This is a genomic window from Woronichinia naegeliana WA131 (genome assembly GCA_025370055.1).
GTDB lineage: Bacteria > Cyanobacteriota > Cyanobacteriia > Cyanobacteriales > Microcystaceae > Woronichinia > Woronichinia naegeliana.
Map to the genome: position 1 here is coordinate 1,063,811 of CP073041.1, position 15,905 is coordinate 1,079,715.

At 39.5% G+C, this 15,905-nt stretch carries 15 protein-coding genes and 5 pseudogenes; 8 read left to right on the top strand and 12 right to left on the bottom strand.

Going from position 1 to position 15,905, the window contains the following annotated elements; translation table 11 throughout:
• Positions 1-316: 316 nt before the first annotated feature.
• The 4 genes and pseudogenes from KA717_05630 (at position 317) to KA717_05645 (ending at position 4,327) form a co-directional block, all read left to right on the top strand.
• A pseudogene (locus KA717_05630) lies at positions 317-1,929 on the top strand (IS1634 family transposase).
• Between the two features lie 80 nt (positions 1,930-2,009).
• Positions 2,010-2,513, top strand: coding sequence for a helix-turn-helix domain-containing protein (locus tag KA717_05635; protein UXE62291.1), 504 nt, complete (start codon positions 2,010-2,012; stop codon positions 2,511-2,513).
• 70 nt (positions 2,514-2,583) lie between these two features.
• Positions 2,584-3,909 (top strand): annotated as a pseudogene (locus KA717_05640) (IS4 family transposase).
• 52 nt (positions 3,910-3,961) lie between these two features.
• Complete coding sequence (locus KA717_05645; GenBank protein ID UXE62292.1) at positions 3,962-4,327, top strand: transposase; 366 nt, start codon at positions 3,962-3,964, stop codon at positions 4,325-4,327.
• Positions 4,328-4,346: 19 nt separating this feature from the next.
• Here the strand turns inward: KA717_05645 and KA717_05650 are convergent.
• Together KA717_05650 and KA717_05655 are read right to left on the bottom strand one after the other, a co-directional pair.
• Positions 4,347-4,484 (bottom strand): annotated as a pseudogene (locus tag KA717_05650) (ISKra4 family transposase).
• Positions 4,485-4,579: 95 nt separating this feature from the next.
• Positions 4,580-5,023, bottom strand: a complete 444-nt coding sequence (locus KA717_05655; protein ID UXE62293.1) for a hypothetical protein — start codon at positions 5,021-5,023, stop codon at positions 4,580-4,582.
• Between the two features lie 246 nt (positions 5,024-5,269).
• Between KA717_05655 and KA717_05660 the strand changes: the two are divergent.
• Positions 5,270-6,606: pseudogene (locus KA717_05660) on the top strand (IS5 family transposase).
• A 268-nt stretch (positions 6,607-6,874) separates the two neighbouring features.
• Here KA717_05660 and KA717_05665 read toward each other — a convergent pair.
• The gene (locus KA717_05665) at positions 6,875-8,050 is read right to left on the bottom strand and encodes an IS4 family transposase (protein UXE62294.1); all 1,176 of its coding nucleotides are present in this window, start codon (positions 8,048-8,050) and stop codon (positions 6,875-6,877) included.
• Between the two features lie 17 nt (positions 8,051-8,067).
• Entirely contained in the window at positions 8,068-8,262 is a 195-nt protein-coding gene (locus KA717_05670; GenBank protein ID UXE62295.1) for a transposase, read from the bottom strand.
• Positions 8,263-8,757: 495 nt separating this feature from the next.
• Here KA717_05670 and KA717_05675 point away from each other — a divergent pair, with 495 nt between their 5' ends.
• Entirely contained in the window at positions 8,758-9,801 is a 1,044-nt protein-coding gene (locus tag KA717_05675; GenBank protein UXE62296.1) for an IS630 family transposase, read from the top strand.
• Here KA717_05675 and KA717_05680 read toward each other — a convergent pair.
• The 3 genes from KA717_05680 to KA717_05690 all read right to left on the bottom strand — a co-directional run bounded on the left by KA717_05680 (position 9,783) and on the right by KA717_05690 (position 12,127).
• Complete coding sequence (locus tag KA717_05680; protein UXE62297.1) at positions 9,783-10,373, bottom strand: hypothetical protein; 591 nt, start codon at positions 10,371-10,373, stop codon at positions 9,783-9,785. The genes KA717_05675 and KA717_05680 overlap by 19 nt on opposite strands.
• Positions 10,374-10,423: 50 nt before the next feature.
• On the bottom strand, positions 10,424-10,561 hold the full coding sequence (locus KA717_05685; protein UXE62298.1) for a hypothetical protein: 138 nt from the start codon (positions 10,559-10,561) through the stop codon (positions 10,424-10,426).
• A 522-nt stretch (positions 10,562-11,083) separates the two neighbouring features.
• A complete protein-coding gene (locus tag KA717_05690) occupies positions 11,084-12,127 on the bottom strand; it encodes an IS630 family transposase (GenBank protein UXE62299.1) in 1,044 nt (347 codons plus the stop codon).
• Between the two features lie 99 nt (positions 12,128-12,226).
• Between KA717_05690 and KA717_05695 the strand changes: the two genes are divergently transcribed.
• Positions 12,227-12,661 (top strand): discoidin domain-containing protein, encoded by a 435-nt coding sequence (locus KA717_05695; protein UXE62300.1) that lies wholly within the window; start codon positions 12,227-12,229, stop codon positions 12,659-12,661.
• A 92-nt stretch (positions 12,662-12,753) separates the two neighbouring features.
• Here the strand turns inward: KA717_05695 and KA717_05700 are convergent, their stop codons facing one another.
• The 3 genes from KA717_05700 to KA717_05710 are packed head-to-tail and all read right to left on the bottom strand — an operon-like array spanning position 12,754 to position 13,866.
• Positions 12,754-13,116: a type II toxin-antitoxin system RelE/ParE family toxin gene (locus KA717_05700; protein ID UXE62301.1), complete on the bottom strand. Its 363-nt coding sequence runs from the start codon at positions 13,114-13,116 to the stop codon at positions 12,754-12,756.
• Complete coding sequence (locus tag KA717_05705) at positions 13,097-13,306, bottom strand: hypothetical protein (protein ID UXE62302.1); 210 nt, start codon at positions 13,304-13,306, stop codon at positions 13,097-13,099. Before KA717_05705 ends, KA717_05700 begins: the two co-directional genes overlap by 20 nt.
• 5 nt (positions 13,307-13,311) lie before the next feature.
• Positions 13,312-13,866, bottom strand: a complete 555-nt coding sequence (locus KA717_05710) for a hypothetical protein (GenBank protein UXE62303.1) — start codon at positions 13,864-13,866, stop codon at positions 13,312-13,314.
• A 192-nt stretch (positions 13,867-14,058) separates the two neighbouring features.
• Here KA717_05710 and KA717_05715 point away from each other — a divergent pair.
• Positions 14,059-15,340 (top strand): annotated as a pseudogene (locus KA717_05715) (ISKra4 family transposase).
• Here KA717_05715 and KA717_05720 read toward each other — a convergent pair.
• Entirely contained in the window at positions 15,313-15,567 is a 255-nt protein-coding gene (locus KA717_05720) for a hypothetical protein (protein UXE62304.1), read from the bottom strand. The pseudogene KA717_05715 and the gene KA717_05720 overlap by 28 nt on opposite strands.
• Before the next feature lie 8 nt (positions 15,568-15,575).
• A complete protein-coding gene (locus KA717_05725; protein UXE62305.1) occupies positions 15,576-15,818 on the bottom strand; it encodes a hypothetical protein in 243 nt (80 codons plus the stop codon).
• Positions 15,819-15,905: the final 87 nt, after the last annotated feature.

The following is a 15,905-nucleotide window of genomic DNA, read 5'->3' on the forward strand; positions in this document are numbered from 1 at the left end:
TTCGTGCATTCTAGCGGTTCTTAATTCGCCTACTATTTTTCTCCGTAAAGGTTTCAGCTTTTTTCAGCAAGCCCTACTTATGCTAAATCTGTTGTGGGATTACAGCGAGTCCTAGATATTTTCTGGATGGTTCATAACTTTGTTCGCAGCCATTTTACTACTAGTAGTCTAAGGCGTAAGTTAAGATACTATTATTAGGCAACCGATAAAAAGATAAATATAGCCCGTATTTCGTACTAGTTTTGAAAAAATAAAAATAGATTCAAAAATGGCTACAGAATAGTTAAAATAAAAAAGCTAATAAACCCAAGAGAAAATGACCCAATTAAACGTTAAAAATCTCGACCATTTAGGAATAATCGCGGCGATAGTTGATGAACTAGGTCTAGTGGATTATATCAATGAACAACTAGGAGAAAATGACCGTGCTAAAATCAGTGCGGGTCTGGTAGTGAAAGCGATGATTCTCAATGGCTTAGGCTTTATCAACTCTCCTTTATATTTGTTCAGTCGTTTTTTTGAAGATAAACCAGTAGAACATCTTTTAGGAAAAGGAATAAAAGCCAGCGACCTGAATGATGACCGTTTAGGGAGAGTCTTAGATTTAATCTTTATGGCCGGCATCAGCCGTTTGTTTCTCGGAATTTGTCTAAAAGCCGTAGAAATCTTCAAAATAGTGATGAAAAGTTCCCATTTAGACTCCAGTTCATTATCGGTACAAGGGGAATATAAATTATCGGTGGAGAGAGAAGACAAAGAAAGCCAAATAATCCATATCACTCATGGCTATTCAAAGGATAAGCGACCAGACTTGAAACAATTTGTCTTGAATCTAGTCTGTTGGGGGGATGGCGACATTCCCGCTTTTCTCGAATTAGGAGATGGCAATCAAAGTGATAAAAAAGAGTTTGCTAAACTCTTGAAAAAGTTCAATGAGCAGTGGCAATTCGATGGTTTGTATATAGCAGATTCAGCCTTATACAGTGCCGATAACTTGCAAAAGTTAACCGGCATATACTGGTTATGTTCTGTGCCGAAAACGATTAGAGAAGTGCAGGATGTGGTCAGTCAATTAGCCTCGGAGCAATTCATCACAACTGATTTAGAGGGCTATCGTCTTACCTCCTTAGAAAGTGAATATGGGGGAGTCAAACAACGTTGGATAGTGGTAGATAGCGAGCAAAAAAAGCTTTAGACCTCAAACAACTGACGAAGAAGACAGAGAAAGCAACGGCTCAAGCTCAAAGACAATTAGAACAATTACAGCGTCAGGAATTTGCTTGTCGGGAGGATGCTTTAACCGCCCTGAGCCGATGGGAGAAGAGTTTAGAATGGCATCTTCTTCAAGACCTAACTGTCGTCGAAAAATGTCATTACGGTCATCGAGGTAAACCCCGTCCCCATGAACAGCCCATTCGTCGTAGCTATCATGCCCAAGCCACTTTCAGCCTCAATAGTGCGAAAGTTCAAGCTTCAGAGCGGGCAGCAGGACGTTTTGTCTTGGCGACGAATCAGCTAGATGGAGACTCTTTGAGCGATGAGCAACTGCTTGTCCACTACAAGCAACAGCAAGGGGTAGAGCGAGGTTTTCGCTTCCTTAAAGACCCTCTGTTTTTGGCGTCCAGTGTTTTTCTCAAAACCCCTGAGCGGATTATGGCATTGAGTTTCATCATGGTGTTGTGTTTACTGGTGTACAGCTTGGGACAACGTAAACTGAGACTGGCTCTGGCAGAGCAGGAGGAGACTGTGCCTAATCAGTTGGGAAAGCCGACTCAGCGTCCGACACTGCGTTGGATTTTTCAGACTTTGAGGGGGATTCATTGGGTTGTACTGGATAATTGTCCCCAAATAATCAATCTAACGCTTGAGCGAGAGAGGATTTTGCGCTTTTTTGGGGCTACTACTTGTCAGTATTATCTTTTGTCATAATGACTTTTCTTATTTTCTTTGTTCTTTTTTTATGTACGGAATGTGGGATATAGGTATATAGGTATATAGGAGAAAAAGTCATGCCCCGATTAGCCCCCAAAGAGTTAAAGTTGGAAGCAAAAGAACGAGAACATCTAGAAAAACTGATAAATCGTCATACAACAGAGCAGCAAATTGCCTTAAGGGCAAAAATAGTGCTTCTGGCAGATGAGGGAGAAAATAATCGAGAAATTGCTAGAAAATTAAAAATCAGCCGAAAAATGGCAAGTCAATGGAGAGAAAGATGGATAGCAGGACAGAAAAGTGAAATAGAAATAACAGAAAGAATCAAAGATGCTGAACGTAGTGGAGCACCCGCCAAGTTTAAACGCGAACAAATCTTGAAGTTGTTCAAATTAGCCTGTGATGACCCAAAGAATTATGAGCGTCCGATAAGTCACTGGACAGGACGAGAATTAGCCGAGGAATTAGTAAAGCAAGGAATAGTGGAAAGTATATCTCCTCGACAGGTAGGAAGATTATTGGAAGAAGCAGATATTCATTGGTGTCAACTTAAGCCAAAATGCCTACTCACAAAAGATTAGCCTAAAAGCAGGCGGAAGTAAGAGTAGGCTGAAAAAAAGGTTAGTATATAAAAAAGTGAGCAAAAAACAAATGGCAAGACAACATCCTCGGAGAAAAGGAAACCCAGACTTACGTCGTAAGACAAATCAGCCAGGGGTAGAAATCCCTGAAATAACAAAAGAGTTGTTTGAATTACTAGAACCCACAATGTTTACACCATTAAAATATTTACAGGGAACTCATGAGAAAATGATGAGAGATAGGGTGTTAAATTTACCAGTAATGGTGGCATTAGTGTTAAGTATAGTGTATCGTCAAATAGCGGGTATAAGTGAAGCGGTAAGACTGTTAGAGGAAGAGGGATTGCTATGGGTAGCATCATTAAAAGTAAGCAAACAGGCAGTATCAAAAAGAATGATGAATGTGCCAGCCGAAATATTTGCAATATTACTAAAAGGAGTGTTAGAAAAAGCAGCCGAAAAAGGGAAGAAGCTCCAAGTAGGAGAAAAATGGGAAAAAATAAGAGAAAAGTTTAGTGCAGTGTGGATAGCAGATGGCTAAACGCTAGAGCAGATAAGGAAAAATATGAAAATAAGTAAAGAAGAAAAGAGTAAATTGGGGGGTAAAATAATGATGGTAGTGGAAGCCTTTACCCAAAGACCCGTTACTTTATGGTACACAGAAAATGATAAATCAAATGATAAAATATGGTGTAAAGAATTGGCAGCTAAATTACCAGAAAATGGTTTAATTCTCGTAGATATGGGATTTTTTAGCTTTGTGTGGTTTGATTTGTTAACAGAAGCTAAAAAGTTTTTTCTAACCAGATTTAGAGCGGGTACATCTTACAAAACCAAACAAGTATTGTCTCAAGGTAGTCATTACAGAGATGAGATTATCATTATGGGAAATTACCGTTCTAATCCTTGCAAGCATCCGGTGAGATTAGTCTCAGTATTATGGGGAACAATCTGGTATCAGTATTTAACAAATGTGTTGTCTCCCGAACAACTGTCCGCCGAAGAGGTCTGTGATTTATATCGAAGACGATGGACAATCGAAGAAGCCTTTTTATTAACGAAAAGACTTTTAGGACTAGCCTATTTATGGGTAGGGAATAAGAATGGTGTCCAAATCCAGATTATTTGCACTTTGATTTTCTATACGGTCTTAAATCAATTGGTAGGGGAAGTGGCGATTGCTCTAAATCAACCGAAAGAAAAAATCTCAGTAGAGATGGTGTTTCGGAGTCTATACTATGTAGCGAAGGCTATTGCTAGAGGAGAAAAGCCTGATACAGTAACCTATCTGGCTGAACGTGCTAAGTTATTTGGTTTGGTCAAAGCTGAGAGAAAGCGACATCGAGAAAAGGCCGCTCTCAATCAACAAATTTGGGAACCCATTCCTTTAAGTTGACACGGATGTTCCCCCCGAAGCCAATGCAGAATTCGTCTGTTGCATGGAAAATGTGCTGAATATTTACAAACGTCCTTATGACCCCAAGCATCCCGTAGTTTGCTTTGACGAAACCAACAAACAATTGGTCAAGGAGAACAAAACGCCCTTAGTTGCCGAATTAGGACAGGTAGAAAGGTATGACTACGAATATGAACGGAATGGGGTGAGCAATTTGTTTATGTTTTCTGAACCCCTAGCTGGATGGCGACACGTAGAAGTAACCGAACGTCGTACTAAAAAAGATTATGCTCATCAACTGAAATCTCTGGTCGATATTTATCATCCAGAAGCCGAAAAGATAACACTTATTCACGACAACCCGAATACCAATGTTCCCTATGCCTTATATGAGACCTTTGAAGGGTGCGACCTTTAGTTGATAAAAGCTGTTGTAATCAGGGTTCTACAGGGAACCCATATTGATCAAGTTTTGCCCAAAATTGACTCCATCGTTCCTTGGTCAATACCAAAGCTCGTAGGCTCAAAATAATTCCTGCTCCTTTTTCCTTCCATCGCATCCCTGAACAACATAATCCAGCAATTCCAAATTCAGAATGTAGTCAAAGATACAAAAGGCTCGATGTATTTACTGGCAAGGGTTTTGCTATGAAAATTGCCAATTAATCAACTAGGAAGAATTCGAGACAGCGAGAGAAACTGAGTCGTCAAGCATAAAATCTAAAAGATGATGCCAGCTTTCAAAGAACAGATATTTGGTCAAAGAGAGAATATCTTGAAAGAATCCCTTACGAGTGCCGCGTTGGACGCGAATTCTCTGGTAACGTTCATCAACCAAACCTAAAACCGTGTGCAAGAGAAAAGCCAGCAAATTCAGGGTAAGCAAAACAGAGGCGAGGTGTTGTTTACCATGCCCAAAATTATGCTCTAAGTGATAGCCTCGATTTTTGAGAATATTGTGATTCTCGTTCTCAGTACGCCAACGAGTCCGTCCAGCACGACAGACATCAAGAACGATGTGAGGGGTGAGAAAATGATTGGTAATCCAACTATTGTGATAAAGAAGTTGAGCATCGGATTCGCGGTGGATTTTTAGCTCACACCAGTTAACCAACAAAGCAGGCTGTTGGTCTCGCAGGGGAATCTGATTGAGATAACGGCAGTGCCAAATCTCGAAATACTTCCCATTCCAACGTCGGTGTTGAGTGGTTTTGACTTCTCCATTAGCTTCTAAATAGGGCTTGCTGAAAAAAGCTGAGACCTTTACGGAGAAAAATAGTAGGCGAATTAAGAACCGCTAGAATGCACGAAAATAGGGTAGAATGCCTCAAAACCATTGCATTAAGAAGAGAGAAAGCAGATGTACCGAAAGCAACAGTACTCAATTGAAACACCAGAAAACTTGAAAAATCTGTTCGGCGGGCAGTTAGACGAAGAAAATCGTTGGATAGAAATGTCAAAAATGATTCCCTGGGAAGAATATGAGGAAGAATATGCAAAAAACTTCACAGAAAAAAAAGGAGCCCCAGCCAAATCATTTAGAATGGCATTAGGAGCATTAATTATCAAAGAAATTTCAGGAAAAAGTGACAGAGAAACAGTAGAACAAATAAAAGAGAACCCTTATTTACAGTACTTTATAGGAATGGAAAGCTATAGTAGCAAAGAAGCATTTAATGCGTCAATGATGGTTCATTTTCGTAAAAAAATAGGAATGGAATTAATAAATAAAATTAATAAAGAAATAGAAAAAAAGCGACGGGTGTAGCGTCAGAAAAAAAAGAAAATGAAGGAAAGTTATTGTTAGATGCGACTTGTACACCAGCAGATATAAAATATCCAACGGATATAGGAATATTGAATGATGCCAGAGAAAAAACAGAAAAAATAATAGATAAGCTGTATGAAGAAATAAAAGAGAAAAGGAAAGAAAAGCCGAGGACTTATAGGGAAGTGGCAAGAAAAGAGTACTTAGCCATAGCAAAAAAACGTCGTGTGTCAAAAAAAGAAAGAAGAAAAGGAACAAAAAAACAACTAGGATATATAAAAAGAAACTTGTCTCATATAGAAAAAATGATAGAAGAGGGAGCAAAGTTAGAAAAACTAACGAAAAAAGAGCAAGAAGAGCTTGTAACGATAGGAAAAGTGTATGAGCAACAGTTAGAAATGTATGAAAAAAAGACAAATAAAGTAGAAAACAGAATTGTGAGTGTAAGCCAACCTCTCGTGCGTCCAATAGTGCGTGGAAAAGCGGGAAAAGCAGTAGAGTTTGGAGCTAAAATATCGGCAAGTAATGTGAATGGCTTTGTCTTCTTAGACAAATTAAGTTGGGATAATTACAACGAATCGGGAGATTTACAAGCGCGAATAGAAGAATATAAAAGGGAAACAGGATGTTATCCGGAATCGGTTCATGTGGATAAAATCTATCGAACAAAAGCGAATCGAGCTTATTGTAAAGAAAGGGATATAAGAATGAGTGGTCCCCGATTGGGAAGACCGCCGAAAGAGGTGAGCAAAGAAAAAAAGAAAGAGGCACGCTCAGATGAAAGAGTGCGTAATGCCATTGAGGGTAAATTCGGACAGGGAAAGAGGAAATTTAGTCTTGGTCGAGTGATGGCCAAACTACCTGAGACCTCGGAAACGGTAATTGCGATGAACTTTTTGGTAATGAATCTTTCTACTCTACTTCAGAAGACAAAAAGTAAAAAGTTGTAGAGTCGTTTTTCTTGTGAAAAATGGTGTTAATTTTCCTCTCTTTTGTGAGGAGTGATTTGTGTTGACCTTTTTAGACAGAAAGGAACAATAGATTAAACAAAATCTGTATTTTGATTTGTTTCCATAAGGATAAGTTATCTATGCTTTTTCAGTCCATACTTCCCTAACCCACATTTCTTTCGTTTTTTGACTTTTTCAGCAAGCCCTAAATAGTTTAACCATTCATAGAGTGTGCTGACTTTTCCCGTTAAGTGCGGATTGCAAGCTGCCAGCCTTGGCAAAGGTCATGCAACTTCAACCAACCGCGCCAAAGGACTTGGATACCGAGAGGAGTTTTACGACGATGTTCAAGATAACCACCAAGAAAAGCAACAGACTCGACAGCCCAAGCAACAGTCAAAATAGGGGGAAGTTTTTGAGAGGCGGCTGCTTTTAACACCTGAAGTTGAAGAGGATTAAGAATTTCAATCGCGAGAGCATCGGGCTGGGTACGATGAAGATAAGTAACGTGTAAAAGTTCAACAGCAATGACACTTAAAAAACCCAAAAGAGTTTTCATTCCATCAGAGGCAAGTCGATAACGCTCACTCTGACAACCAGACTTAAGGACTTTATGAAATTCTTCAACCCGCCATCGGTAGGTGTACCAACGAAGAATAGTGACAGCCATCTCAATAGTCTCAACAACTTCTGTAGTCAGAAGCATCCAAGATAAAGGAGTTTCGCCTTCGGGACAATCGATTTCTGTCGCATAAACAGCATAGACATTCAACGGGTCACGATTATCAAAACGATAGGGAGTTCGTAGATTAACTGAGCAAAATCGGACGGCAAGCTTAACCTTCCGTGCTTTTCTTTTTCCTGTACTCGGAATCTCGATTTCTTGATGAAAACGAATCGGTTCTGATTCCAAATGTTGCCAAAGTCGTTCACTATTTTTGTCTAAACTACGATTATGAGACGCTCTGACCAGCACTCCTGTATGCTTGAGTTGACGCACTGAGTCAAAGACTTCTGAAACATCTCCTTCTCTGTCAAATACATGAATTACCCTCGTTGAACTTTCTACCTGTTTCTCACAGGTGTTTAGAGCCTCTACCCATTTGTAGGATTCTTTTTCCTCAAATGGTCTTTGACGAGCTGCTTTTCTTTGTTCTTTCTGTCTTTCTTTTTTCTGCTTCGCCGTTTCATCTGTTGGGGGCTTTTCTTTTACCTCCCTATTCCACAGTTTTTGCCATAATAAACCTAATACTTGTCCTTTTTCTGGCTCAATTGCTAAAGCACTATGCAGTATTAATCCATTCCCTCCTTTTCCAGTCGGCCCATACCCTTCCCTTTTTTCCTTGATATTGCGATAATCTAAGAAGGTCGTATCTCCGACTGATAGCATTATCTTATATTCTTCTACGGCGGCAGTTGTCATTTCACAGTGCGGCTCTATTATCTTGACAAAGTCTGTTTTCGGATTCCCAAAAATTCATAGGCCCTCTTTAACTCGTTTCCTCCCTTAAACACTTCTGATAAGGCTTTTCCAAACCCCTCACTTAACTTTTTCCCAATCGAGAAGGCACGATTGTTTAGCCTCTCGTCTCCCAATTCACAACTGGCAAAGTTTTTTGTCCACCATTCCAACATTTTTTGACCTGCCCTTTAAGATTTTCTCCATTTTACAGTCTCATACTCCCTTCATCCTTTGTTTTTGAAATTTGAACGATAAGCGGGATGATGGCTTCAGAATATTTTTTTCCTGTCAAGAGAATCATTACTCAAACCCTTGCCAGATAAAGCCTCTAGAAGTTTGCATTGCTGGATTTTGGACTTAACGGGAAAAGTCAGATAGAGTGTGGGATGAGAAGTCGGTAAACAGACGAAGATAAAGTTGAAATCGTGGTCGAGACAGTGCTGACAAGTGGGCTGACGACTGTACAAGTCATCCCCTAGCAGAGTTATCTTCTGTCCCGCAAACAAACTAGCATGGTTACTTATCCAACGTTTCGCCGCATTTTGCTCACAATCTTGCTTTTCAGAACCGTCTTGAGGGGTAATATACTGAACACGGTCACAAGTTGCGAATTTAAAAAATAAGAGATAATATAGTAAAAATAGAAAAAGTAGTCAAGAGGCTGAGAAATGATTAAGTTAGAATTTACGGAAGAAGACAAAAGACTGTTGTCTTACGGTCGGTTTAATTACCCGCATCCTAGAGTACAGCTAAAGATGGAAGTTTTATGGTTAAAAAGTCAGGGATTATCTCATCAAAAAATTGCTCAATTCGCAGGAGTTTCAGTAAATACGGTGACAAGCTATATCCGTGATTATCAAGAGGGCGGGATAGAAAAACTAAAAGAAATAAAATTTAATCGCCCGAAAAGCGAGTTAACAGAGCATCAAGGGACAATTGAGGCATATTTTGAGTCAAATCCACCAGCAAGAATAAATGAAGCAGTAAAAAGAATAGAAGAATTAACGGGAATAAAAAGAAGTCCAACGCAAGTCAGAAAATTTTTAAAGTCAATAGGAATGAGGTTTCTAAAGGTGGGAACATTTGCATCAAAAGCAGATGTAGAAGCTCAGGATAGCTATAGAGAAAAAGAACTAGAACCAAGGCTAGAAGAGGCAAAAGCAGGAAAAAGGGCAGTTTTCTTTGTAGATGCCTCTCATTTTGTAATGGGAGCATTTGTAAATTTTATATGGTGCTTCAAGAGGATTTTTATTAAGTCACCATCAGGGAGAAAACGTTTTAATGTGTTAGGAGCATTAAATGCAATTACCCATGAAGTAATTATGGTAACGAACAGTTCTTATATTACGGGAACTCAGGTTTGTGAACTCCTAGAAAAGATAGCAGAATTAGGACTATTAATACCGATTACGTTGGTATTAGACAATGCTCGTTATCAAAAATGCCGAATTGTGCAGGAGTTGGCAGAATCATTAGGAATAGAGTTACTGTACTTACCTCCTTATTCTCCTAACTTGAATTTAATTGAAAGACTGTGGAAGTTTGTGAAGAAGAAGTGTTTATACGCAAAATATTATGAAGATTTTACGCAGTTTTCTGCAGCAATTTCAGGATGTCTTGAAGATGCTAACGTAAAATATAAGGAGGAGCTTGATTCTTTGCTCACCTTACGATTTCAACGCTTTGATAAATCTCAGATTATGAACGTTTGAAGTATAAATTCAGGGGGTAAGGAAAAAACTGATTCATGGTCTGGGGAAACAATCACGGGCAATAATGCCTGATGGAAGTAGGTGACTTTTCCCTGTTTTGACGTTTTGGTTGAACAGCATGGACAATTTACTTTTTCCGAACTGTAGTAATTTGTCCCATCCATTGCCACTAGAAGATTTCCCCTCAATATTTCATAGGCTTTCAAGAATCCCATGCTCCTCAATGCTTGGTAAATTAACCCAAACAAAGGGAATAGACTACTCGCTGCTACCCCATCCACAATGTTGCGAATCTGTTCTACTGTTGGTATTTTTTCTAGTCCAAACAAGCTCTGAGCATTATCTCGCCCACAACGGCTGTTAAGCTGACGTTGGTACTCTAAAAATGACTCATTTTGCATAAAAAAGGCGGCAAATGCCCCCAGTATCGTCTCTCTTAGACTATATTTCGTTGCATTACTAACCGAACGGGGGTCATCTATCTTCCCAATGACCTCGTTTAAACAGTGAACGATTCCGTCAAAACTTAGGTCGTTTACTTCCATCTTTCTCTCTGCAAAATCAGTAGACACTTTTCTCTTTATTCATAACTTCCTATAGGTCAAAGTTTTTCTGTCTCTATTTATACCATTTGAATTTGGAATTGCTGCTGAATTTGTGTATCTAAGCGATCAATGTAGTCTAGCAAGATTACAGTGGGATATTCTTGACCTAGAGCTTGCAATTGTTGAACAAATTGGCGCAATTCTTTCATAATCATGGTACGACACAGCTTCTCCCATACATCGTTCAGTCTTTTACCAATGTTAAGCTGTCACACATTGAGATTGTATAGTGATTTTTCTGAAAGCTCTGTAAAAAGAGGCTTAAGCCCCTTGCCTGTAGGTATTTTAGATGATTAAAAACTTATCAAGACATAACTTTAAAAATTGCTTTAAGAATCTTGACTTTCTCCCCCCCTCATGTTAATTTACTCATAGTGAATGTATTTTGAAATCAACTCAACTTTCAAGTTTATGAAAAAGCGATTGTTCGGAACCTACTCTCTGATCGCTCTCTCGATCCCTGCGACACTGTTGACTCTTGCCCCTAATGCTCAAGCGATAGGACGGGTCTTGGGTTCAACTGCCACTACCAATATGGGTACATTTACTAGTGGAAGTCCTCTCTCGAATCTTACTAATCAGAGTGGATTGTCTGCAACCTATACGAGTGGCACAACGGATTTTGATAGCTATGTTAGTAACACCACTTCTAACTCTGTTCAGGGTTCTAGTATACTTCAAACGTTCATAATCTGAGATTTATCAAAGCGTTGAAATCGTAAGGTGAGCAGAGAATCAAGCTCCTCCTTATATTTTACGTTAGCATCCTCAAGACATCCTGAAATTGCTGCAGAAAACTGCGTAAAATCTTCATAATATTTTGCGTATAAACACTTCTTCTTCACAAACTTCCACAGTCTTTCAATTAAATTCAAGTTAGGAGAATAAGGAGGTAAGTACAGTAACTCTATTCCTAATGATTCTGCCAACTCCTGTACAATTCGGCATTTTTGATAACGAGCATTGTCTAATACCAACGTAATCGGTATTAATAGTCCTAATTCTGCTATCTTTTCTAGGAGTTCACAAACCTGAGTTCCCGTAATATAAGAACTGTTCGTTACCATAATTACTTCATGGGTAATTGCATTTAATGCTCCTAACACATTAAAACGTTTTCTCCCTGATGGTGACTTAATAAAAATCCTCTTGAAGCACCATATAAAATTTACAAATGCTCCCATTACAAAATGAGAGGCATCTACAAAGAAAACTGCCCTTTTTCCTGCTTTTGCCTCTTCTAGCCTTGGTTCTAGTTCTTTTTCTCTATAGCTATCCTGAGCTTCTACATCTGCTTTTGATGGAATTGTTCCCACCTTTAGAAACCTCATTCCTATTGACTTTAAAAATTTTCTGACTTGCGTCGGACTTCTTTTTATTCCTGTTAATTCTTCTATTCTTTTTACTGCTTCATTTATTGCTGCTGGTGGATTTGACTCAAAATATGCCTCAATTGTCCCTTGATGCTCTGTTAACTCGCTTTTCGGGCGATTAAATTTTATTTCTTTTAGTTTTTCTATCCCGCCCTCTTGATAATCACGGATATAGCTTGTCACCGTATTTACTGAAACTCCTGCGAATTGAGCAATTTTTTGATGAGACAATCCCTGACTTTTTAGCCATAAAACTTCCATCTTTAGCTGCACTCTAGGATGCGGGTGATTAAACCGACCGTAAGACAACAGTCTTTTGTCTTCTTCTGTAAATTCTAACTTAATCATTTCTCAGCCTCTTGACTAATTTTTCTATTTTTATTATATTATCTCTTATTTTTAGAATTCGCAACCTGTGACCGTGTTTAGTATAATTGGTTATCAGCTTTGAACGTCACGACAGGCTTTGTTACTTTTGATTTAGGAGCATCCTATGACGTGAATGCTCTCGCACTTTGGAAGCTCCAATCTGGTAATACCAACGCTGTTCGTAACTTTAGTCTCTATGCAGATACGGATGCTAATACTAGCTCTCTAGGGACTTTGTTGGGCAATTTTAGTGCAGTTAACGCAGCGGGTGCTCCTAGTGCGACACAATCCCAAGTATTTAATTTTGCGACTACCAGCACCCGATATATTCAAATGAATATTACCTCTAATGCAGGTGGCGCACTAGCTGGGATGAGTGAAGTCGCTTTCCGTGAATCTGCCACGCCTGTTCCCTGGGAAACGGATGCACTTCCCGTCATTGGCAGTGTGCTTTTCTTTGCGGGCGGAGTTTGGGCAAAACGTAAATTAGCCAAACCTCTTGACAAAGAATAAATTAATTGATCGCTAAAGGTTAGTATAAAAAAATTAAGGACAAAATCACGATCAGAGTTGTCCTTTTTTATTGCCTATACACGCGACAAAAATTATTGAGACCCAAAATTAGCGATAATTCGATGAATTGTCTCTACTGAAATATCCCCCTGATCTGATTTTGAATAAACCGTAATCAAAACAATTTGAGTATCTGTTTTTAGATAGTAAATAAAACGATAACCTCCACTTTTTCCTTTTTGATTATTACTATTTTTAATCCGAACCTTAAAAACAGAGTAACCCACGTCTGGTATCTGATCGCCAACCACATTACCCGCCTGTAACGCATCAATAATGGGCTGAATATCAGAACGAATGTTGCGATAGCGTTTGGCTAAAGAGCGTAAACTCCGTTTAAATTCAGGTGAGACTTCAATTTTAACTATTTTTGAGTCATTCTGCATCAATTCCATCCCAAAGCTGTGAAATAGGAATTGTATTACCTGTCATTGCCTCCTGCCATCCCTGACGAAAACTAGACTCAGCCGATGGTAATGTCACGCTTTCACGAAACAAACGAACAATCTGCAACAAATTGGGTAAATATTCCTGGGGGGTTTGTTCAATTTCTTGAATGGTTTCCTCCAAAACTGTTGGGTGCATCCCACTTAAGATAATACATTGACACTCAAAAGAGGAGAGTGATTGAGATAAGCACATCGTAGCCGAAGAATACGAGAAACATTATGAAGATGCCAACGTGCTCCCGACAATTTAACCCTAGCTCCCACCTGTTTAATCTTAGACTCCACATCACCAGAACCAATCACAATACCAAGCTGTTGATAGTATTGGTAATCAGGGATACGCTGATAATGCTTCGTCAAATAGGCTTGAAAATTCTTTGCCCTCTTGCTTTTGACTCCATCAAACGCATCTATTGCCTTGTTCACAAAACCCCGCCACAGTAAATGCTCCACTGCTTCTAGCCGTTTGAGAGAGCCACCCACTTTGAACAGATTCTCCTTGAGATGATACCAATCCAACACCTCTCGTCGTATCAGCCACGATTGAGTGGCGAAACTCTCTACCGCATTCCAGATTGCGGGATGACCATCTCCCAAAAAGGTCACTATTGGGGACAAAGGTTGAACATTGCTCCAATTCTTTAAGCCCTCTGGGTCTTGGAAAAAGGCTTCACAGACATTGCCATGAAGACTCACCAGTTTATAATCTCGCCACTGTCCCCCTTCCTTCTCCTCGCCCCGCAGACAAATCTTTCCCCCATCTATACTGACCCCCGCACTCTCTGACTGAGCTTGAGCTAAGGGCAGTTCTGTCGGGTGTGACCTTTAGTTGATGAAGGAAAAGAAAAGTGTTAACATGAGATGAAAAGTGACAAAGAGGAAACAATGATGACAGCAAAACTAATTAATGTAGAGGGTTCAAAGATAAAAATAGAACTAACATTAGAACTCAGTCGTTCAATGTTGGATACAGAAATAAATATTCAAAAAGGCTTAAACGAAGTAGGTTGCATCGCCAGCAAAGAAGCCTTGAAATATTTAGATACAGATGGTTCACCCTTAAAAATCGGTGAAGAAATCTGGAAGAGTAAGGGAGAGCAACCGAAAGAATATCAAACACCTTATGGTGAGGTTATAGTGAATCGTCATGTATATCAGCGTTCACCTTTGAGGAAAAACGTATTGCCCCTTAGAAAGAGAAGCAAGGATAATCATAACATCAACGCCATTATTGGCAAAACAGGTATCCTCAAAAATGTCAGGGATGGCAGGCAAAGAGGTGAAAAATGATTTATTAGAAAATCATGGTAGAAAAGTAGCGCTATCCTATATCCAAAGATTGAGTGAAGCAGTAGGAAGTGTGGTACAAGCAAAAGAAGAAGCGTGGAGTTATGCCCCGCCCAAGGAGGATAGCCAAATTGCAACAGTGGGAATAGGATTAGATGGAACCTGTATGCTGATGTGTGAGGATGGCTACCGTGAAGCAATGGTGGGAACCGTTTCCCTATACGATAGTGAAGGCGAACGTCAACATACAATCTATCTAGGTGCGGCACCAGAGTATGGAAAAAAGAGTTTTCTAGAAAGATTGGAAAGAGAAATTGAGCGAGCGAAAAACCGTTATCCAGAGGCAACATTGGTCGGGATAGCAGACGGGGCAGAATCAAATTGGAAGTTTTTAGAAAAGCAAACGGAAGAACAGATATTAGATTTCTATCATGCCTCTGGTTACTTAGGTGCCTTGGCAGAAGCGTTGCATCCGAATACCGTGTCAAAACAAAAAGAATGGTTGACTGAAAATTGTCGAGAACTCAAGCATGAAAAAGGAAAAGCAGGAGAACTGCTAAATCTGATGAAAGAAGTCAAAGAAGAAAAAAGTCATTCTAAGAATCTTACCGAGAAACTACAAGCGGCGATTACTTATTACGAGAATCATCAGCATCAAATGGATTATGCTGAATACATAGAGAAAAAGTATCCGATTGGTTCAGGTGTTACGGAAGCAGCTTGTAAGACGTTGGTCAAACAACGATTATGTTGTTCAGGGATGCGATGGAAGGAAAAAGGAGCAGGAATTATTTTGAGCCTACGAGCTTTGGTATTGACCAAGGAACGATGGAGTCAATTTTGGGCAAAACTTGATCAATATGGGTTCCCTGTAGAACCCTGATTACAACAGCTTTTATCAACTAAAGGTCGCACCCGTTCTGTCCGTTCTACCAAGCGATGTAAACTGCTATGTCCTACTTTTATCCCCATCAACTCCTCTATATCTTCTTCTGCTTGTTGGTAGGATGTTTTCGCACTGGCTCTTAGACAGCATTTCTCTAAACCTGGACTTAAGACGATTTTTGGCGACACCTTTAGTTTTCTGGCTTGTTTTTGGCTTATTTCCACTTCTCCGACTAGGGTTTTGATTTTTCGCTTGTTTCCAGACCGTTTTTTTCCCCCTTCTGAAAAAAAAACTCCCCCATTGTTGGCCCCACAATTTCTAACATCTGGGTTCTGACTTCTACTTCGATGCTTCCAAAGTCCTTCTGTTTCTCTGGTTCCGTATATTTGCGCAGGATACGGGCTGATTCGGTGAGATGCTGTTTTAACAGTGCTTTTTCTTCTGGGGGAATCGGTAACATACTTTTTTCGCTCATCAGTTTTTTTCCATTTTACCCCAGATTCTATGTACTACTTTATCCGGGATGTACCCAAACTGTTTTCTTACGAGTACCATCAGTAAC